Source organism: Phocaeicola faecium, assembly GCF_014837055.1.
Taxonomy (GTDB): Bacteria; Bacteroidota; Bacteroidia; order Bacteroidales; family Bacteroidaceae; genus Phocaeicola; species Phocaeicola gallinarum.
In genome coordinates, this window is record NZ_JACSPQ010000001.1 from 1,271,010 (window position 1) to 1,291,290 (window position 20,281).

16 protein-coding genes are annotated in these 20,281 nt (G+C 43.8%); 6 read left to right on the forward strand and 10 right to left on the reverse strand.

The window, feature by feature from the left end; translation table 11 throughout:
• Window positions 1-15: 15 nt before the first annotated feature.
• Entirely contained in the window at window positions 16-1,506 is a 1,491-nt protein-coding gene (locus H9626_RS05505) for a cytochrome ubiquinol oxidase subunit I (RefSeq protein WP_191709810.1), read from the reverse strand.
• Window positions 1,507-1,522: 16 nt separating this feature from the next.
• On the reverse strand, window positions 1,523-1,738 hold the full coding sequence (locus tag H9626_RS05510) for a DUF4492 domain-containing protein (RefSeq protein WP_178255905.1): 216 nt from the start codon (window positions 1,736-1,738) through the stop codon (window positions 1,523-1,525).
• Between the two features lie 146 nt (window positions 1,739-1,884).
• Between H9626_RS05510 and H9626_RS05515 the strand changes: the two genes are divergently transcribed.
• The 6 genes from H9626_RS05515 (at window position 1,885) to H9626_RS05540 (ending at window position 8,538) form a co-directional block, all read left to right on the forward strand.
• A complete protein-coding gene (locus H9626_RS05515; protein ID WP_178255934.1) occupies window positions 1,885-3,228 on the forward strand; it encodes a TolC family protein in 1,344 nt (447 codons plus the stop codon).
• Between the two features lie 19 nt (window positions 3,229-3,247).
• Window positions 3,248-4,477: an efflux RND transporter periplasmic adaptor subunit gene (locus tag H9626_RS05520; protein WP_191709811.1), complete on the forward strand. Its 1,230-nt coding sequence runs from the start codon at window positions 3,248-3,250 to the stop codon at window positions 4,475-4,477.
• A 19-nt stretch (window positions 4,478-4,496) separates the two neighbouring features.
• On the forward strand, window positions 4,497-5,243 hold the full coding sequence (locus H9626_RS05525; protein ID WP_178255907.1) for an ABC transporter ATP-binding protein: 747 nt from the start codon (window positions 4,497-4,499) through the stop codon (window positions 5,241-5,243).
• A 137-nt stretch (window positions 5,244-5,380) separates the two neighbouring features.
• The gene (locus tag H9626_RS05530) at window positions 5,381-6,601 is read left to right on the forward strand and encodes an ABC transporter permease (RefSeq protein WP_191709812.1); all 1,221 of its coding nucleotides are present in this window, start codon (window positions 5,381-5,383) and stop codon (window positions 6,599-6,601) included.
• A 160-nt stretch (window positions 6,602-6,761) separates the two neighbouring features.
• A complete protein-coding gene (locus H9626_RS05535; protein ID WP_178255909.1) occupies window positions 6,762-7,817 on the forward strand; it encodes a sensor histidine kinase in 1,056 nt (351 codons plus the stop codon).
• 4 nt (window positions 7,818-7,821) lie between these two features.
• Window positions 7,822-8,538: a LytR/AlgR family response regulator transcription factor gene (locus H9626_RS05540; RefSeq protein ID WP_178255910.1), complete on the forward strand. Its 717-nt coding sequence runs from the start codon at window positions 7,822-7,824 to the stop codon at window positions 8,536-8,538.
• A gap of 462 nt (window positions 8,539-9,000) precedes the next feature.
• On the opposite strand, the gene dnaA is transcribed toward H9626_RS05540, so the two are convergent.
• The 8 genes from dnaA to H9626_RS05580 all read right to left on the reverse strand — a co-directional run bounded on the left by dnaA (window position 9,001) and on the right by H9626_RS05580 (window position 20,266).
• Window positions 9,001-10,407: a chromosomal replication initiator protein DnaA gene (gene dnaA / locus H9626_RS05545; RefSeq protein WP_178255911.1), complete on the reverse strand. Its 1,407-nt coding sequence runs from the start codon at window positions 10,405-10,407 to the stop codon at window positions 9,001-9,003.
• A gap of 470 nt (window positions 10,408-10,877) precedes the next feature.
• The gene (locus H9626_RS05550) at window positions 10,878-12,137 is read right to left on the reverse strand and encodes an ABC transporter permease (RefSeq protein WP_191709813.1); all 1,260 of its coding nucleotides are present in this window, start codon (window positions 12,135-12,137) and stop codon (window positions 10,878-10,880) included.
• Window positions 12,138-12,149: 12 nt separating this feature from the next.
• Window positions 12,150-13,325 (reverse strand): ABC transporter permease, encoded by a 1,176-nt coding sequence (locus tag H9626_RS05555; protein WP_178255913.1) that lies wholly within the window; start codon window positions 13,323-13,325, stop codon window positions 12,150-12,152.
• 6 nt (window positions 13,326-13,331) lie between these two features.
• A complete protein-coding gene (locus H9626_RS05560) occupies window positions 13,332-14,318 on the reverse strand; it encodes an HlyD family secretion protein (protein WP_178255914.1) in 987 nt (328 codons plus the stop codon).
• Between the two features lie 9 nt (window positions 14,319-14,327).
• Window positions 14,328-15,824, reverse strand: coding sequence for a TolC family protein (locus H9626_RS05565; protein WP_178255915.1), 1,497 nt, complete (start codon window positions 15,822-15,824; stop codon window positions 14,328-14,330).
• A gap of 341 nt (window positions 15,825-16,165) precedes the next feature.
• Window positions 16,166-17,557 carry a S41 family peptidase gene (locus H9626_RS05570; protein ID WP_225230882.1) on the reverse strand — a complete coding sequence of 464 codons (1,392 nt, stop codon included), beginning with the start codon at window positions 17,555-17,557 and terminating at the stop codon, window positions 16,166-16,168.
• A 7-nt stretch (window positions 17,558-17,564) separates the two neighbouring features.
• Window positions 17,565-18,437, reverse strand: a complete 873-nt coding sequence (locus tag H9626_RS05575) for a DUF8429 coiled-coil domain-containing protein (protein WP_178255917.1) — start codon at window positions 18,435-18,437, stop codon at window positions 17,565-17,567.
• Between the two features lie 89 nt (window positions 18,438-18,526).
• Window positions 18,527-20,266, reverse strand: coding sequence for a hypothetical protein (locus H9626_RS05580; RefSeq protein WP_191709814.1), 1,740 nt, complete (start codon window positions 20,264-20,266; stop codon window positions 18,527-18,529).
• Window positions 20,267-20,281 lie beyond the last annotated feature (15 nt).

A 20,281-nucleotide genomic window follows, 5' to 3' on the forward strand; every position in this document is an offset into this window, starting at 1 on the left:
TGTTTCTTTTGTTTTTTATTCTGCTCCTTTCTTTATCGCCTTCACCATGATACCTATTTCGGCTATCAGCAGCAGGGTAAACATCACAAGGAAGATAAAGAAGGTAGTCTGTACAGAACCTGCCTCCAGTTTTGACACGGCGGCATTGACCGGCAACATGTCTTGGATAGTCCACGGCTGACGTCCTACTTCTGCTACAATCCATCCTGCATGGCTGGCGATGTATGCCAACGGAATGGTCCACAAGGCTACGTAATGCAACCAGTTTATTTCGCCCAGACGTTTCTTATAACTCAGGAACAGTATCAGGGCAAAGAAGGCTATGAAATACATTCCCAGTCCTACCATAACACGGAAAGCCCAGAACATCGTTCCTACATGAGGAACAAGTGTGGCTGTATCTTTAATGTATCCGTAACCGAAATAAGGCATGTTTTCTTCGATGGTTTGAAGTGCTTCGGCAGCGGCGGCCTCATCGCCCGACTGCTTGGCACTGCGGAAATCGGCAAGAGCCGAAATTGCTTTTTTACCGCGTACTATCTTTTCTTCGGCTGACAGGGCTACAGAACCGTCGGGCTGCTCATAGCCTCCATTCAGAATATTATTGATGCCCGGCACGTAACCCGATGCTTCGCGCGTGGCAAGGAAAGAAAGCATCTGAGGTATCTTGATAGGTCCTACTACGGTAAGCGGCTGATTGGTGCCTCCGTCGTACAGTCCTTCCATCACTGCCAGCTTCATCGGCTGCACTTGTGCCACCTGATAAGCGGATTTATCGCCCGTTGCAGCTGTAACCAATGCGGCAAACAGCCCCACACAGGCAGCCACACGGATACTGGCAAGCGCCAATTCTTTTTCGCGTTTCCGAAGCAAATACCACGCACTGACGCCGACAACAAACGCCGCACCTACAATCCAGCTGCTCAGTACCGTATGAAGAAATTTCATAACAGCCACAGGCGAGAATGCCACAGCCATAAAATCGACCATCTCGTTACGCATTGTTTCGGGGTTGAACTCCATTCCCACGGGATATTGCATCCATGAGTTTGCAACCAAAATCCACCAAGCCGATATGGTTGCACCCAATCCGGTGAGCCATGTAGATGCCAAGTGGAACTTCTTGCTGACTTTGTTCCATCCGAAAAACATCACAGCCACGAAAGTAGCTTCCATAAAGAAAGCCAGAATACCTTCTATCGCCAGCGGTGCACCGAATATATCGCCTACAAACCATGAGTAATTGCTCCAGTTCGTACCAAACTGAAATTCCAGTATTAACCCCGTAGCCACACCGATGGCGAAATTGATACCAAACAACTTCATCCAAAATTTGGCTGTCCGTTTCCAAAACTCATTTCCGGTGGTAACGTAAAGTGTTTCCATAATACCCATCACGACTGCCAGTCCTAACGTCAGAGGAACAAACAGCCAATGATAAATGGCAGTCAAGGCAAACTGTGCCCGTGCCCAGTCAATCATCGAAGTGTCAATAGTTTCTAACATAAAAATTCTCTTTTGTTTATTTCATTCTGTTGATTAATTCTGTTCCTACATAATCTTGTTTTTCTTCCGTACTCTTTCCTTTCAAGAACGAAGGAAAGAAAAAGAGTTTCAGGATAAAAAACATCACGAACAGCTTTATCAATATTATGGCCCACAAAGTACGCCCCCATGTCATCTCTTTGAAGCCATCCCGATAAAACCGATAAACGCTAATAAACTTTTCTTTAATCATAATCTATTTTTATAATGATTACAAAGGAAAGAATTTATCGGGAAAAAACAAGGGTTTGTCCCGATAAATTGTGCGAAAATCTATCTCTTTTGTATTTCCGATGACAGACGTTTAGTTTTGCATCAGATAATTTAAAAAAGAGAATGATGAAACAACAAAGTCTGTTATTTACCGCTTTGCTTACTTCTGCCTTGTCACTGTCGGCTCAAGAAGATAAGCAATGGACATTGGAAGACTGCATAAACTACGCATTGGAGAAAAACATCCAACTCCAACAAAACAAAATTTCGTTGCAAGAAAGCGAAGAAGACGTTAAGGAGGCTAAAGCTGCGCTCTTTCCGAGTCTGTCTTTCAGTACAGGACATAACGTAGTAAACCGCCCTTACCAAGAGAACAGTTCAACGGTGAGCGGTACGGAGATTATCAGCAGCGACAGCAAAACTACATACAGCGGAAACTATGGGCTGAATGCACAATGGACGTTATGGAACGGAAACCAACGTTTGAACAACATCAAACAGCAGAAAACCAACCGCGAGATTGCCCAACTGACTGTTGCCGAAACCGAAAACATGCTGAAAGAACAAATAGCACAACTGTTTATCCAGATTCTTTATGCGGATGAATCGATTGCCATCAACAAAGGCACAGTGGAAGTAAGCCGCGCTACTTACGAACGTGCACAAGAGTTGTTTAAAGAAGGAAGCATCTCAAAAGCTGACTTGGCACAACTCGAAGCGCAGCTCAGTAACGATGAATATCAACTGGTTACTTCGGAATCGACTTTACGCAACTATAAATTGCAGCTGAAGCAGCTTTTAGAGCTGGATAATACGAAAGAAATGAGTCTTGTGCTTCCGCATATCAGCGATGAGCATGTGATGGAGTTACTTCCTTCGCAGACGGATGTATACCAGACGGCACTGGCTACGCGGCCGGAGATAAAAAGCAGCAAGCTGGACATTGACAATGCCAAACTTGCCATTTCTTCTGCCAAAGCGGGATACATGCCTACCATCAGCCTGTCGGCATCTACTTCGAGCACGACAAACAGTTCGAGCAGTAACAACTGGACGCAGCAAATGAAATACGGATGGAACAACATGATAGGATTGAGCCTGAGTCTCCCTATCTTCGACCAACGGCAGACGAAAACCTCCATACGCAAGGCACGCCTCCAGTACGACACCACGCAGCTCAACCTCATCAATGCGCAAAAGGAGCTTTACTCCACCATTGAAAGTCTTTATTTAGATGCACTGAATGCGCAACAACAATACGTGGCGGCTGAAACAAAACTGAAAAGCAGCCAGACTAGCTTCGACATGGTAAGCGAACAGTTTAATTTAGGCATGAAAAACACCGTAGAACTGCTTACCGAAAAAAACAACTTGCTCAGTGCGCAGCAACAGCGCATACAGGCTAAGTATATGGCAATACTGAACCGAACCTTACTTAATTTTTATGCCGGTCAAGAAATTGAATTATAAAAAATAACGAACTAAAGATATGAATAAAAAGAAAGTCATTATCACAGTTACCGCAGCCGTAGTCTTGATTGCCGGCGGAGTGTGGATATTCGGCGGACAAAAGGCGCAAAATAAGGTAGACTTTGTTACCGAAGCCGTCCAAAAAGGAAATGTCAGCAATTCAATTACAGCAACAGGAACCATCGAGCCTGTAACGGAAGTTGAAGTAGGTACGCAGGTATCGGGTATCATCGATAAAATTTACGTCGACTATAACTCGGTGGTAAAAGAAGGCGAGGTTATCGCTGAAATGGATAAGGTAACGCTGCTAAGCGACCTTCAGTCGGCTAAGGCTTCGTACGACGGGGCTAAGGCGGAATATGAGTACCAAGAAAAGTTGTACAAGCGTAACCGCACACTACACGAAAAACAGCTTATCAGCGATACCGACTACGAAGAAAGCGTTTATAACTACCAGCGTGCGCTGGCCACTTACGAGCAGAACAAAGCGGAGCTGGCTAAGGCAGAACGAAACCTGTCGTACGCCACAATCACTTCGCCCATCAACGGGGTAGTAACCAGCAAAGATGTGGAAGAAGGGCAAACCGTTGCGTCAGGGTTTGAAACTCCGACACTGTTCAACATCGCTGCCGACCTGACCAAAATGCAAGTAGTAGCAGATGTAGACGAGGCTGACATAGCCGGGGTGAAAGACAGCGCGCGCGTAACATTTACCGTCGATGCTTACCCCGACGATGTATTCGAAGGCATCGTCCGCCAGATACGTTTAGGAAGCACAAACAGTTCATCGAGCAGTAGCAGCAGTAGCAGCACAAGCGAAACGGTGGTTACCTACGAAGTGGTGATAACAGCCGATAATCCCGAACTGAAACTGAAACCCCGACTGACAGCGAACGTAACCATCTATACCAACTCGCGCGAAAACGTACTCGTGGTGCCTAACAAAGCCTTACGCTTTACACCGGAAAAATCGCTTGCCGGGAAACGGGCCATCAACGACTGCGAAGCGCAATATAAAGTGTGGACCATGGATGAAACGGGCTTTACGGCGCACCCCGTTCAAACGGGTATAAGCGACGGGATTCATACCGAAATAACCGGCGGCATCAGCGAAGGTACGGAAGTGGTAACCGAAACGGTACTGAAGAACGAAATGCCCGCCATAGAATCTGCTGAAGGCGAAAGCGAACGCAGCCCATTCATGCCGGGACCTCCGGACAGAAACAAGAAAGACAACGATAAAAAATAAGCGGCAGGAGGAACATGCCATGAGCAAAACTGTTATTGAACTGCAAAACATCAAGCGCAACTTCCAAGTGGGCGATGAAACGGTACACGCACTGCGGGGCATCTCGTTTTCCATCCAAGAGGGCGAGTTTGTTACCATCATGGGTACGTCCGGCTCCGGCAAGTCTACGCTGCTGAACACGTTAGGATGTCTTGACACGCCTACAAGCGGCGAATACCTGCTCGACGGGGTAAGCGTGCGCACCATGTCGAAGCCTCAACGGGCTATCCTGCGTAACCGGAAAATCGGGTTCGTATTCCAGAACTATAATTTGCTGCCGAAAACCACGGCTGTGGAAAACGTGGAATTGCCGCTGATGTATAACTCATCGGTTTCGGCAGCCGAACGGCGCAAACGTGCCATCGATGCACTGATTGCCGTGGGACTGGGCGATAGGCTGGAGCATAAGTCGAATCAGATGTCGGGCGGACAGATGCAGCGCGTGGCAATAGCGCGCGCACTGGTCAACAACCCCGCCGTTATCCTTGCCGATGAAGCAACGGGAAACCTCGACACACGTACTTCATTCGAAATTCTGGTACTTTTCCAGAAGCTACACGCCGAAGGACGTACCATAATCTTCGTAACCCATAACCCGGAAATTGCACAATACAGCAGCCGAAACATCCGCTTGCGCGACGGACATGTGATTGAAGATAAAACCAATCCGAAAATCCTTTCGGCAGCCGAAGCATTGGCCGCTTTGCCCGTCAGCACAGACGACTGAAAAAACATGCGGAAGAACCGAGGCTAACAAGCCGATGCGTACATGAACACTACGGGTAGAACCAACCAACGCTACCCGAAATGTTTTCATGAACATCAGGTACACGGTATATACTTATATTTCAATTAGTTACATATATGAACGGAACAAATCTTTTCAAAATAGCACTTCGAGCGTTGGCAAACAATAAAACGCGAGCCTTCCTCACCATGCTGGGCATCATCATCGGTGTAGCAGCCGTAATAGCCATGCTCGCCATCGGTCAAGGCTCGAAACGAAGCATACAAAAGCAAATCTCTGAAATGGGCTCGAACATGATTATGATTCATCCGGGAGCTGAAATGCGTGGAGGTGTACGCCAAGACCCGTCGTCAATGCAAACGTTGAAACTTGAAAACTACGAAACGCTGCGCGACGAATGTATGTACATTTCTGCCATCAGTCCCGATGTCTCTGCTTCCGGACAGCTTATTTCAGGTTCAAACAACTATCCTTCTTCGGTCAGCGGCGTGAGTCGCGGATACCTTGACATCCGACAGCTCAGCGTGGAACAGGGAGAGATGTTTACCGACGAAGACATCCGTACGGCTGCCAAAGTATGCGTTATTGGTAAAACGATTGTAGATAACCTCTTTCCCGATGGCACTGACCCTATCGGGAAAGTAATCCGTTGCAGCCAAGTTCCATTGCGTGTGGTAGGCGTACTGAAATCGAAGGGTTACAACTCAATGGGTATGGACCAAGACGATGTGGTACTGGCACCTTACACCACGGTGATGAAACGACTGTTGGCACAGACGTATCTGGGCGGCGTATTTGCTTCGGCTCTGACCGAAGACATGACGGAAGAAGCCGTAGACGAAATAACAACCATCTTGCGCCGCGAGCATAAACTGAAGGAAACAGACGATGATGACTTTACCATACGCACACAGCAGGAACTGAGCTCGATGCTGAATACTACTACCGACCTGATGACCACGCTGCTGGCTTGCATAGCAGGCATCTCGCTGGTGGTAGGCGGCATCGGTATCATGAATATCATGTATGTTTCGGTAACGGAACGTACGCGCGAAATCGGGCTGCGCATGTCGGTGGGAGCACGCGGGATTGACATCCTGTCGCAATTCCTCATCGAGTCCATCCTAATCAGCATAACGGGCGGAATCATCGGGGTGATACTGGGCTGCGGAGCAAGTTTCGTAATCAAGTCGGTAGCACACTGGCCGGTATTCATACAGCCGTGGAGTGTATTGCTCTCGTTTGCGGTATGTACGCTTACCGGAGTATTCTTCGGATGGTATCCGGCGAAAAAGGCGGCCGACCTCGACCCCATCGAAGCGCTCCGCTACGAATAACATCGGAACTACTTTGTTCTTCATAACTTTGGTTTCCTGAACCGGCTGCATGTGATGACACGGAATATGTTCTCCATCGTACTTCTCTGTCGATAGCAGCCGGTTCTTTTTTTTAATGAAAAACATTTATCTTTGTATATCCAATCCTACTCAGAAACTTATGAAAACAATCAACTCTATCCACCGCAGTCCGTTCATACCTCTTATCCATGTCATTTGCTGGGGAATGGTTTTCTTTTTCCCGTTGTTTTTCACCCAGCGAGACAACGGTACTATCGACTGGTATGCTTTCTGGCATCACAGCCTGATGCCCATTACGCTATGTACCATCTTCTACCTGAACTACTTTTTATTCATTCCCCGGCTATTATTCAGCAACCACCAGAAACGTTTCTTGCTGGTTAATTTGGTCGTAATATGCCTGCTCACGTTAGGGATGCGTTATTGGAACAATATCCACTTCCCTCCCCCTCCTCCTTTCGACCGGCACATACCTCCGCAGTATATATTCTACCTGCGCGATATGGCGAGCCTCATATTCTGTGCCGGACTAAGCGTTGCCATCCGCATGAGTATGCGCTGGAGCGAAGCCGAAGAAGAACGCCGCGAAGCTGTGAAAAGCCGTACGGAAGCGGAACTGAAAAACCTGCGCAACCAGATGAATCCGCATTTCCTGCTCAACACGCTGAATAACATCTATGCCCTGATAGCCTTCGACACCGAAAAGGCACAACAGGCGGTGCAGGAGCTTAGCAAACTGCTGCGCTACGTGCTGTACGACAATCAGCAGATGTTCGTCCCTCTGAGCAAAGAAATAGAGTTCATCCGAAACTACATCGAACTGATGCGCATCCGCATGTCGCCTTTGGTACGCATCGAAACCCGATTCGACGTTAAGCCAGACAGCCAGACGCTTATCGCTCCGCTAATCTTCATCTCGCTGATTGAAAACGCATTCAAACATGGCATATCGCCTACCGAACCCAGTTTTGTGAGCATCTCCATCAGCGAAACCACAGGACAAATCTCCTGCCTGATAAGAAACAGCAACTATCCCAAATCGGTAACCGACAAAAGCGGTTCGGGTATCGGATTGGAACAGGTAAGAAAGCGTTTGGAACTGATATACTCCGGACATTATTCATGGAACCGGAGCATAAGCGATGATAATAAAGTATACGAATCTTCAATAACCATAACCCTTAATCCTGCATAAAACCATGACTTTACGTTGCGCCATCGTAGACGATGAACCCCTCGCCCTCGGACTATTGCAAAGCTATGTTCAGAAAACTCCCATGCTGCAATTATGTGGCGCCTATTCCAGTGCAATCCAAGCAATGAAAGCACTCCCCGAAAACCCCGTAGATTTATTATTTCTCGACATACAAATGCCCGATTTAAACGGTTTGGAATTTTCCCGGATGGTTCCTGCCACTACCCGTATCGTATTTACCACAGCCTTTGAGCAATATGCCATTAACGGCTATCGTGTAAACGCCCTCGACTATCTTTTAAAGCCTATCAGCTACACAGATTTCATGGAAGCGGTCAATAAAGCAATCCAATGGTTCGAATTAAGTCCCAAAGGAAACACTTCGCCCGTAACAGACTCTACTTACATTTATGTGAAAAGCGATTACAAACTGATACAAATAGAACTTGATAAAATACTTTACATCGAAGGACTGAAGGACTATATAAAAATTCACACCGAAGACAATCCCCGCCCCGTACTTTCTTTGGTCAGCATGAAAGTAATGGAAGAAAAGCTACCTTCCGAACGTTTTATTCGTGTACACCGTTCTTTTATCGTACAAAAACAAAAGATAAAAATCATAGACAAAGGACGGATTGTTTTCGGGAAAGAATACATCCCAATTTCGGACAGTTACAAGCAAGAGCTTCAAAATTATGTTAACGAACATATAATTTGAAGTGAAGTTAAATATTTAACGTTTTTTTACCGCACAAAATAAACTTTTTTGTGCATGACCTTTGCTTGGTATAAATTTAAGGTCTATATTTGTGGTGTACATAATACGGAAGTTGTGAAACTTCCCATTTTAGAATAGTTTAGTTAAGTCTAGTTTAGTTTTTGTGTTGTGATACTCCAACCATTAGAGAATGGCTGGAGTATCTTTTTTTCAGTACTTCAGAAACTAGAGAAAAGGATTTTCAGAACCCCAAAAAGCTACCGCATAGTAGTCTGCTAAGTAGATAACAATCATATAGAACAATCTTTCATCGGGAAAGTCTCCCTACGTAAAATAAAAGAATGCTTTTGGAGAAATATTCAAGAAAAAAATAAGATAGGTATAGGAATAATATAATTTTGCCGGAAATACACGAAGTACCTTATCGTTCGTATCATTACTTCGTATAGTTCCGGCAAAGGGTTATCTGCTTCTTAAGCTGGCTTCTATTTCTTCTATTTCAGCTTTAAATGCTTTGTCTACTTCTACTTGGTCTTTTACTATCTTACAAGCATGAAGCACCGTAGCGTGGTCTTTATTGCCAATCATCTGACCAATCTTCGATGAAGAGGTATCCGTATGTTTCTTTGCAAGATACATGGCTACTTGGCGAACCTGTACTACTTCACGTTTACGGGTCTTGGTATGAATGGCAGCCGTATCGATTTTAAAATGCTCACAAACCTTTTCAATGATATCGTTTATACCAATCGGCTTAAATTCGGCGCAGCGTACAGCCTTGTGTACGATACGTTGCGCTAAATCTAAATCTACCTCGCGCTTGAACAAGATAGATTGTGCCAAAAGTGAATTGACGATACCTTCAAGCTCGCGGACACTTTCGTTTACGTTTTCGGCTATGTAACTGATTACTGATTCAGGTATAGAAAGTCCGTCACGACGAATCTTATTGCGCAAAATGTTTTTACGCAGTTCAATGTCGGGTTTCTCCAATTCAGCCACCAATCCCCACTTGAAACGTGTCAGCAAACGGTCTTCCATACCCTGCAACATAACAGGAGCACGGTCGGACGTCAGAATAAGCTGTTTTCCGTTCTGATGTAAATGATTGAATATATGAAAGAACGTATTTTGAGTTTTTGTCACACCGGCAAACTCCTGTATATCGTCGATTATCAACACGTCGATAGTTTGGTAGAAGCTGATGAAATCATTGAAATGATTGGTACGCACAGAATCGGTATATTGTACCTGAAACAAGTGTGCAGACACGTAAAGCACACGTTTCTCCGGATAAAGTTCCTTGATACGTGTACCGATAGCATTTATCAGATGAGTTTTACCCACACCCGAAGGACCGTAAATAAAAAGCGGATTAAAGGTGCGTGCCGGATTCTGCGCAACGGTTTCGGCTACAGTTCTCGAAAACTCGTTGCTGTTTCCTTTGATAAAGTTCTCAAAGTTATAATTGGGATTCAGATGAGGATCTAAATCCTGTACCGGAGGAGCAATAGGACCCGGTGCTTTATTACCTCCCTGTATATTTTTAGGCTCAGGCAAAGCCGTTGAGCGGTCTGTTCCTTTTCTGTCTACGGTAATATGGTTCGTCTTGTCGACAAGGATAGAATACATCAACTCCGTACCCTCTCCAATCTCTTTATAGATGGCAGCACGCAGCAAACCCACATACTTTTCTTCCAGATATTCATAGAAGAAAGGACTGGGAACGCCAATAGTCAATGCCTTCTCCTCGTATTTCAAGGGGACGATAGGCTCGAACCACGTTTTAAAAGCCGTTGCATTTACGTTGTCTCGTATAAAGAGAAGGCAACGTTGCCATAATGCAACAACTTGGCTGTTTTCAATCATTACATACGTTGTTTTAATAAAGCGATACTTCTACCGCTGCAAATTTCGGAATGAATTTTTATAAAAACAAATGCTGTTTTCCTTTGATTTTTAATCTTTTATTTAAGGTTTTGATAGTTAGCAGCTTATTACAACTGTGTTTCACGAACACAGTTACGCCTGTTTGCTTAATTACAATTCCTTGTTTTTCAAATTATTACACCTCAACTACTTATCATGACCACTTCTACAACCATACTTATATTACACTAATAATCAACCACATAGACTACTTTTACAAATTCATCCGCTCACCACTCTTTATTTAGACAATTTCTATATTACACCTAAATGCGACTATTTTTCGCTGCAGAGAAATACCGTTCACCGATGTGTAAAACAGAGTTTTCAAAACCTACTGATGCAGCTGCAAACATATAGACTTCTGCAAAGGAAACGAGCCGATGAGCAGACAAGATTAACCCGTGTTTTTATCGTTTTTTTAAATCGTACTGACAACGGCGTAACCGGATCTGTTTCAAACGCTGAATGGCACGCTGGCGACTTAACAAAATCTGACGACGGTAAACAAGGCAAGCTATAATGAAATAAATACCTGTTTGCAACCATAAAGCGCGGTATTCGGGCAATATATCATAAAGGGTAGCTCCCATCGTATTGATTCGCACATAACCGTTTATGCCAAATGTTGAAGGGAACAGCCATGAAACAACTTTCCAGAAATCGGGAATAGCTGCTCCCGGCCAAGATATACCAGAAATAAACAGCAAAGGAATGGAGGTAAATACGTATACCATCATGCAGGTTTCGCGGTGACGAATAAACACAGAACAAACCATTGCGAAGAAAATACATGCCAACACGTAGGGTATGGCAAAAGCCAACAGTGTAGACGGATTAGCTATCTGAACCAGACGGAACAGCTTCGGAACACAGCAAAGAACGTATGCCGAGATTATGGAATAAATCAAAAAGTAAGCGGCCGATTTACCCAAAACGACACGCAATGTTCCCTGATAATAGCGACCGGGAGGTATCAAATTACGAAAACGGCTGTTCTCGCGAGCTGTTCCTGCTGAAAGTCCGATTCCCAACAAAAGCGTTTGCTGGATAATCAGAATCAGTACTGCCGGTATAAGGAAGCTGGCAAAACCATCCTGAGGATTAAACAATGAAATGTCTTCATACTCAATGGGAGACGTACTTATTTCGTCTTGACGGTCGGTAGTATTTCCCAATCGTTTGATCTGAATCTGCTTGTTCATGTCTAACGAAGCGTTGGTAGAAGCAAGTAAAATGGCTTTATAATAAAGCATACCGCTCATATCACAGTAAATACTTACGGTAGTCTGGCGGCCGGCAGCAATGTCGCTGCTGAAACTTTCGGGCAAATAAATAACGCCATATACTTTGTTTTCTTTCAACAAGGTTTTAGCTTCCTCCATGTCGGCACAATAAGACTGTATATGAACATCGGCGCTGGCATCGACAAAGCGCACAAACTTGCGGCTTAACGATGATTTGTCGGCATCGACAACAGCCGCCGGTACGTCGCGCACCACTTCGTTTGTATATATGAAAGCATATATCAAAGGGTAAGCCAGAGGCACCAGAATAAGAAAAATCAAGACACCTTGGTCTCTAAACGCAACTTTCAACTCTTCAACGCAGATATGGAAGAGTCCGGAAAAGCCCTGTCGGATAATATGATAGAACGAATCGGTTTTCATGATTTCTTTTCGTTAAGGGATATAGACATAATGTAACATGGCTGTCCGCAACTTCTTGAGTATGAAAAACGGAAGCAACATGAATATTAACAATGCCACCACTGAATGCCAAGCATAAATCAGCGGATAACCGTTTAACGCAAGGTCAACATAAATTAAAAAGTAGTGGCGCAATGGGAATAAGTTTGCAAGTGCCTGAAGCGTTGGGTGCATTGCCATCACCGGAAAAGTAAATCCCGATATAGAAAAAGAGATTACCCCCCACAACGAAGCTGCACTCAAGGCAAGACGAAGCGAGCCAAACAACCCGAACAAAAATACGCCGAATGCCTGTGAAGCCAGTACAAGTAACAACCCTGCCAACAGCATTGGGAAAATACCACTATTACAGGGGTAATGTAAAAAGCCGTACAAATAGACGTTATAAAATACAGCGATTATGAAAAAAACAATCGTATGAGGAAAGAGTTTTCCTGTCAGCGCTGTAACAATCGAATTGCCGGATTCTTTCATTAATTGTCCGGCGGTATTTTCTTTTAACTCCGTTCCCAGTGCATAAACCGTAGTCAGAAAAATAAGCAGCATCAGCAAACCGGGGAACAACGTATTACACAAGTAAACCGAATAGTTCAGCCACGGATTGTTTAATGCGTGGGTTTCAATAACAATCGGCTGCAAAAAAGCCATTGCCTGACTCTCGGTAGCTCCCTTAGCATACAGTGTTGCCCGCCCGATGGCTCCCGACGCCAATTCAGACATCGTACGCTGGTCTTTATAAAGCAACGAACCAGCTATCAGGTAAGAGTAATTGACATAAAACGATACTTTGGGCTGACGGTTGGCAAGTGCCTTTTCTGTTGTTCCACGAGGGATATAATAAAAAGAATAAATCTCTCCACGCTGAATGGCTTTACGCGCTTGGCTTACACTTTCATAATGAGCTACAATTTTTATTTCCTGAAAGGCATCCAAATTACGTATGATATTACGAGTGGTAGCCGTATTATCCAAATCGACCACTCCAGCCGGAAGATTGGAAGGTAACCCTTTCTCCATCAACGTAGAAAAAAATACAAAACAAAATATCGGAGCTATCACCATGCAAAACAGGTAAATAGGCTGAGAAGTCAAACGAAAAACTTCTCGCTTGGCTATTCGCAGGAAACGTTTATGGACGGTTACAGACATGATATTTTATTTTTCAACAATAGCCGACATACCCGGACGCAGATTTTCCACCGGCTGAACAGGGCGTGCTTTTACTTCAAATGTTTTCAAATCAAACTGACCGGTTGTCTTGGTCGCCTTCCATGCGGCATACGTTCCGAGGTCTTTCATATAAGTCACTTTAAATGTGACATCTTTCTCTAAAGCCGGGATATATGCCGTAATCTCACCACCAACGGTAAAATCCTTCAAAAAATCTTCACGCACATTGAGCGTTATCCACATATCATCGAGTTGGGCTACATTCATAATCGGCGCTCCCGTTCCCACCAATTCTCCTACCTTCGGGAATATTTCGGTTACTTCTCCGTCGGCAGAGGCTACAAGATATGTCTCGGCAATGTAAGAGGAAACCTCTGCCACCGCACCTTTTGCCCGCTCTACCTGAGCAGCGGCAGCAGCCTTGTCTTCACGTTGTGCGCCGTTTTTCGCCATCGTATATTGGGCATGAGCAGCACGCTCCGTAGCCTGCATTGCATCATACTGTGCCTTAGCCTCATCGCGCTTTTGAGCTGTCATCACTCCGGCTTCGTACAAACGATTAACCCGGTTATATGACTTTTCAGCGATTTCAAGTCCGGCTTTTGCCTTCTGCCACATTTCAAATGCAGCCTGAAGTTGCTCGCTTCGCGTACCTCTTTGGGCTTTCTCGCTCAAAGCCTGCGCAGCCTGTTCAGCGGCTTGTGCCTGCATCAGCTTCGCCATAACATCGGGAGCCTCAAGAATAGCCACCGTATCTCCGGCTTTCACCTTGTCTCCTTCCGAAACGAAAAACTTCAAAACACGTCCCGGCACCTTGCTTGAAACTCTATATTCGGTTGCTTCCGCCTGACCTTGAATAATTTCCGGTCCTTTTCCTAACGTAAAGAATCCGATAACGCTGACTATAATTACGGCAGCCGCCAAAGTAAAAAATGCCAGCATAATATTGTTGCGTTGTGTCTTTTCTACCATAATCGATTATTATTTTAAAGTTCCCATTGATTTATTCAAATATAATTCACTCATTTTCAAGTCAATCTGAGCATCTATCTTACCCGATTGCGCCGACAGCCAAGCTGTTTGGGCTTCCAGCACGTTACTGGTGGGTATGACCCCTTCTTTAAATCCCAAGTTAGCATATCTCAAATTTTCTTCTGCCTTTTCCATGTTTTTTTCTGCCATCGCCAGTTTCTTGGTGGCTTCGTTTACCTTATACGAACTTTGCGTAACCTGTAATTCTACTTTTTCTTTCACATCTTCCAGCCGATAGCGGGCTATATTTGCTTCGGCTTTGGCTGCCTTTACTTTATAGATACCTTCTCCCCAATGAAGTATAGGTACAGAAACAACCACGCCCGCTGCCCACATACCGCGAAATTTGTTTTCAAAACCGTTAACCAGCGAAGGGTTAGTTACCAGATAATTGGCAGTAATAGCCACAGAGGGAAGAAACTCCGAACGCGCCACATTGACTTTCTGGCGATAGATTTGAGAGGCAAGTTCCAAACTCTTTAACTCTTCGCGGTTGGCGAGTGCCGTACTGACGTTACTTTCGACGTATGTATTGGGAAGTGTCAGATTTTCCATGTCTTCATCAGCCAGCCGGATATCTGCATCCAGTGGCAGGCCGCATAACTGACAAAGCAACATTTTCGAAAGACTTAATCCGTTATCCACCTGCGTAAGTGTCATTTCCGCCTCGTTTACTTTCACCTTGACACTCAGCCCGTCTGCTTTGGTAGCAACTCCTTCCGCCACCATTTGCTGAACATCCGAATCCAACTTCTGAACCAATTGCAAAAAGCCCTCAGCCAGTTTCTTCTTGTTGACCAGCGAAATGACCTGCCAGTATGCTTGGTCTGTGTTCAAAATCAGATCTTCCATACCGGTAGCGTGCTGCGATTCAGCCAAACGTTCTGCATATTTGGTTATCTTATTGTAAGCTATGATTTTTCCGCCCATAAACAAGGGTTGGGTAAGCGTTACAGCCCCTACCGTCAGATTTCGGGTATCTGTATGCAGCGCATCCACAAAACTTTGACCCACTCCGTTCAATCCGGTAGTCAGTCCCGAAACCATTCCCGGCAACAATCCTTGCAGTCCGGCAGCCAAGCCCGGATTAGAGGCAGCAATCTGCTTCATTGCAGCCTGAAAGTCAGCCGACTGCATAATTTGCTGAAGCTGGTTTCCGGTTGTAGTCCCGATGTTTCCGATTGTTTGTTTTTGCTCATCGCTGAGCAAAGAAACTTCTTTTTGCGTACGTATATATGCGCCCGTCAAATCTACCTTTGGTAAAAAATTAGTAAATGCCGCTTTTTTCTGATAATGCGCAGCATTTATTTTTTCTTGGGCAATACGCAATTCTTTATTATTGGCAAGTGCCAACGAGCGGCAGCTATCCAATGTAAGTATTTGCTGAGCATACCCATTGAAGATAACCCCCACGTATAATACAAAAAAACTAAGAATTTTTTTCATGCCTTATTCAGTCTTTGTTATTTGGTTGCTTATGCAACAGGACAAATTTATGCTTTTAAAACAAACTGGCAAAAGAAATTGTTGAAAAGAATGTAAAAGAAAAGTAACTCTTTACTCTAAGAGGCTGTTTAAATTTTCCGATTAAGAGCCTTAAATTTTGCTCTGCCTCAGTTTGAGGCAAGAACTCTATTCGAAAAGAGGAGGAGTCTTCCGAATAGAAAAGGACAACTTATCCGCATGAAACCAGCAACACTACCCATAGTATTTCGAGAGGTAGAACGGCCACAGATTTTCCTATCCGGAAGTCAGGGAGACGAATAAAAACAGGATTAAAAAACCAATTATCTGAACTTATTCAGTTTGGGTTTCCGGTCGATAGAATTGGAAAGAACTTTCCACCCGCTATTATAAACACGACTGCTTCTTGCGCTGACCGCAGAACCGGTGGATGTTGCCGACGGGAAAGCTCCATTCGAGACATGATAAAGAACTGTTTGCAACAGAGCCTCATCTTCTGAACCAAGTTCATACAAATCACCCCCGAAATCTTCTTCTATTTCAAAATCGGGAGCCAATCCATTATCGTAATAATCAGAAAAGTTCTCGCTATTACTTAATAAAGAGGTAGTAAGCCAAAGTTCTAAATAGGGAGATGCTTCGTTTGTAAAACATTGCTGGGCCACATTTTTACCAAACGTGGCAGTACCTACCTGAAACAGGCGACCTTCCATATAAGGTTTCAAGCAATTAATTACAATTTCGGAAGCCGAAGCAGTGTTTGACGATGTAATAATATACAAGTTACGATAAGACAGCGGCGCTCCTCCGCTTAACAAGCTGGCATCAAAAGTCAAAGTCTCCGTCTTATTAATCTTGTCATTATAGGTCATATTCAGAAAAGTTTGCCCGACAGCGCTTTGAGGTGCCAACAATGTACTCAATATCTGTGAAGTAGAAACATATCCTCCGGGATTATAACGCAAATCGAGGATGATGTCATCAGAAGAAGAAATTCCCGAAAAAGCAGATTGCAGTTCGTCACCGTCTTCACCAAACTCATTATAAAGCATATAAAAAGCCCGATGACCGTCTGATGTGACCAGCGTATTCGTCGTCAAAATATTATGTTGTTCTATATAACGCGGCGCTGCAAGTTCTACCGTCCCTATCGTATCAAATTCCACATACAATTCCTCGTCTTCATTTTCATCGTAAGGATTATACGAACCTAATGTAAAGGAATGTGCTTGGGTAGGGCGACCTACATACTCCTCATAATCGTTGGACGAAATTTCATTGCCATCCACGGCTATAATCCAGTCTCCACGTTTCAGTCCCGCTTCGGTAGCCGGAGAATCCGGTTCCACATAGATAACACGCAGCGCATTTCCACTGTTGGTACGCACGGTAGCGGCTTCAAAACCAAATGTAGGATATTCACTCATCGCACGTGACACGCTTACCGAATCGACGTGAGAAAAATAAGTTCCGTTTTTTTGGTCACTTTGCGAAGAAGCACTCCTTAAAAATTCATCCGGCTTATCGAAGAAATTCAATTCGCTCTCAGCAGGAATATCTTCATAAAAAAGATAATTCTGCTGCATGGTTTCATAAATCCACGTTTTATCTGCAATCAACGCATAATACTCCCCCGAACGGTCTACCCCGCACGAAGCCAACAGGTATATAAGCGTCAGACCTGCCCAAGCCGTATGAATAAATTTCATTTTCATATTCCGATTACTTCATGCTGAACGAGCCTTCGCCAATCATATTTCCATCTGCAAATATATAAACATGATATGTACCGGCGGGAAGGAACTCTTCTATATCCCAATACACAGTGACATTTTGTTCTTCACCAGTATACTCGATATACTTCTTTATAGAATAGCTGATATTTTGGTTTTCGTAAGCGAATGTATAACCAGAACCTTTAGTTAAGACTTCGTTATCGGGTTTAGCAATCCGAACATACAGCGTCTTATTGCCCGTCTCTGCTGTTATGTTCTTCACGATAGTAAATGAAACAGATAGTTTTTTCGCCCTGCTCACCCGATTGGTTTCTCTTCCGCGTTTGTTCAATGCCACCACATTGATGTTTGTTGCATCCAGTTGAGCCGCAAGCGATACTTTTTCATTCAAGTTCTTCTTTTCTTCAGAAAGCGTATTAATCCGCACGGTAGCAGCAGAATATTTGCTTTTCACCGCTTCGTTTTCTTCTTTCAATGCAGCATTCAATCGGTTTAAAGAATCTATCTGAATAACATAGCTTCTCAATACGGCACGCACCGTCTTTAATTCTTTCTTCAAACGCATGATTTCAGCGGCATTGCTGCTTTTTACCTGACGCAATTCTTCCAACAGGCGTTGGGTCTTGAGCTTCTCGGTTTCCAGTTTTTCACGCAAAGAGTCATTATTTATCTGTACTTGCAGCTCGTCATATTGGGTGGCAAATGTACTATACTCATTTTCCATCTCCTGCTTTTCGATGGCAAAAAGTTCGGTCATTTCCTTGTTCTTGTGCATTTCATTAAAAGCAAAGAACGATACCCCGGCTATAATGACAATCAATGCCGCTATTACTATTATCAGTTTTTTATTCTTTTCCATTGTATTTTTTCGTTTGCTGCAAAAATACAATATTTTATTGAACGCATATACAGTGTTTTCATTTTTTTAGCGGACAAGAGTTACAACTTTCATTTTTCCCCTATAACTAATGTAATCGGAGGATTGTCTTTCTTTTCCCAGTTTAAAAACAGAGGGCTTGGAGAAAGAGCATTGATGCTGTCTGCCCACTCATTCAACAGTCGCAACAGGCGGGGAATGGCATCTGTTCCATAATAATTTACAAAATCCTTTTTATTGCCTTCTCCCTGAGATGAAATCGAATTTATATATGAATCTTCCGGATAGTAACAATGGCTAAACGTGCTATTGGTCGCTGTATTTGCCAAGCTGTAAAATTTGTCATTCTCTCCATAAACATAGCAATTCGATATTTCACCTCCATAACACTGATAGGTCATTTCTCCGCCTTTCGTAGTTTTCATATAAGTGCTGTTGGCAATATAACAATTCTGTATCTTGCCTTGATTGATGTAAACGAATCCGGCGGCAAGTTCCAATGCCGAAGCAAGGGTATGGTCTTCCACGCTACTGTTACGTATAACACCCCTGCTGATTCCAACCAACCCGGCAACAGTAATATCCGACTTCTTCGCCCGAACGACGCTGTTCTTCAAATGACAATTATCTACGATGCCTTCGTTTACACCGCTCAACAGTCCATTGTTATTCCCGTCATTGGTAATATTACAGGTAATGTTCTCCAATCTGAGATTTTTCACCACACCGGTATTCCCAATATAAGCAAAGAGTCCGTTAGAACCTTTATTTTCCTTACTGGCAGGAAGAGCTATATTATATAATGTATATCCACATCCATCAAATACATCTGAAAACGGATTTTTCTGCGTATTAGAAACAAATCTACCGATAGGCATAAGCCGTTCTGATTCTGCATCAGTAAATACGATATCGTTTTTCAGTCTATATGTAACAATGCCATTAGAGGTTATTCCAAATTCTTCCAAACTTCTATTCCCGTAGGTTTCGCCATTTATAAGATGAGAAAATGCAATAAAGTCTTCTGCCGTACAGATTCCGGCAGTTCCGTCATCATATAAAATATTACACTGATAACATACTCCCGCACTAAAATCTGATGCAGCGAGCTGTGTCCGGAAAGTCTTCTCTGAAGATATTACAATTTCAATATCAACATTTACAGCCTTAACAGAAGGCACAAGAAAGGTATAAACGCCATCAGCGTGTTGTGTAAAACAAATAGTAGGAGCCGACTCAGCGTCATCGTATTCAAACAAAGCTGTCTCTGTATCGAGATACAAGACACGAACAGAAGGAGTAAAACGAACTTGAGTGATTTGTTCGTTCAAGTTTTTATCAAGACGGAATGAAAGGCATGAAAAAAGATGTTTAAAACCCAGTGTTATATCTTTCCCCCACGGACACTCTTGCTTCACGAAAAGAATGTCTTTCAGATTCCCATCCTCTAAATAAAATTGTTGTTCATCCTCAAAGACCGGCGGAGCAAATGCCGTAACAGTTGCAGGCTGTTCATCCGATTGCCATTGGTCGTCCGGTAATCCGTTCCATTGACTGCCGTCGTAAGTCAAGAGTGCTCCTTGACAATCTATTCCTCCTTTACTATAAAAAGAAATCGTACTCCCTTCTTTTATTTCTGCTTCAACAAACGAAGTTGATGGAGAATTATTGTTCGACCGAAGATAATCTACCGCACTATTTCCGGTTATACTTACACGAAACGGTGTTACAGAAGTTGCATCATCGGAAGTGCAGGCAAAAAGGCCTAACATAACCAACAATAAATAAAAGCAAGCCAATCTTCTTTTCATACGAATAGCGTTTTT

Bases quoted from the DNA above. Each gene is read 5' to 3' on its own strand.
- H9626_RS05520 (WP_191709811.1), top strand. From the start codon at position 3,248: ATGAATAAAAAGAAAGTCATTATCACAGTTACCGCAGCCGTAGTCTTG.
- H9626_RS05515 (WP_178255934.1), top strand. From the start codon at position 1,885: ATGAAACAACAAAGTCTGTTATTTACCGCTTTGCTTACTTCTGCCTTG.
- H9626_RS05525 (WP_178255907.1), top strand. From the start codon at position 4,497: ATGAGCAAAACTGTTATTGAACTGCAAAACATCAAGCGCAACTTCCAA.
- H9626_RS05530 (WP_191709812.1), top strand. From the start codon at position 5,381: ATGAACGGAACAAATCTTTTCAAAATAGCACTTCGAGCGTTGGCAAAC.
- H9626_RS05575 (WP_178255917.1), bottom strand. From the start codon at position 18,437: ATGGAAAAGAATAAAAAACTGATAATAGTAATAGCGGCATTGATTGTC.
- H9626_RS05510 (WP_178255905.1), bottom strand. From the start codon at position 1,738: ATGATTAAAGAAAAGTTTATTAGCGTTTATCGGTTTTATCGGGATGGC.
- H9626_RS05550 (WP_191709813.1), bottom strand. From the start codon at position 12,137: ATGAAAACCGATTCGTTCTATCATATTATCCGACAGGGCTTTTCCGGA.
- dnaA (WP_178255911.1), bottom strand. From the start codon at position 10,407: ATGATTGAAAACAGCCAAGTTGTTGCATTATGGCAACGTTGCCTTCTC.
- H9626_RS05560 (WP_178255914.1), bottom strand. From the start codon at position 14,318: ATGGTAGAAAAGACACAACGCAACAATATTATGCTGGCATTTTTTACT.
- H9626_RS05570 (WP_225230882.1), bottom strand. From the start codon at position 17,557: ATGAAAATGAAATTTATTCATACGGCTTGGGCAGGTCTGACGCTTATA.
- H9626_RS05555 (WP_178255913.1), bottom strand. From the start codon at position 13,325: ATGTCTGTAACCGTCCATAAACGTTTCCTGCGAATAGCCAAGCGAGAA.
- H9626_RS05540 (WP_178255910.1), top strand. From the start codon at position 7,822: ATGACTTTACGTTGCGCCATCGTAGACGATGAACCCCTCGCCCTCGGA.
- H9626_RS05535 (WP_178255909.1), top strand. From the start codon at position 6,762: ATGAAAACAATCAACTCTATCCACCGCAGTCCGTTCATACCTCTTATC.
- H9626_RS05580 (WP_191709814.1), bottom strand. From the start codon at position 20,266: ATGAAAAGAAGATTGGCTTGCTTTTATTTATTGTTGGTTATGTTAGGC.
- H9626_RS05505 (WP_191709810.1), bottom strand. From the start codon at position 1,506: ATGTTAGAAACTATTGACACTTCGATGATTGACTGGGCACGGGCACAG.
- H9626_RS05565 (WP_178255915.1), bottom strand. From the start codon at position 15,824: ATGAAAAAAATTCTTAGTTTTTTTGTATTATACGTGGGGGTTATCTTC.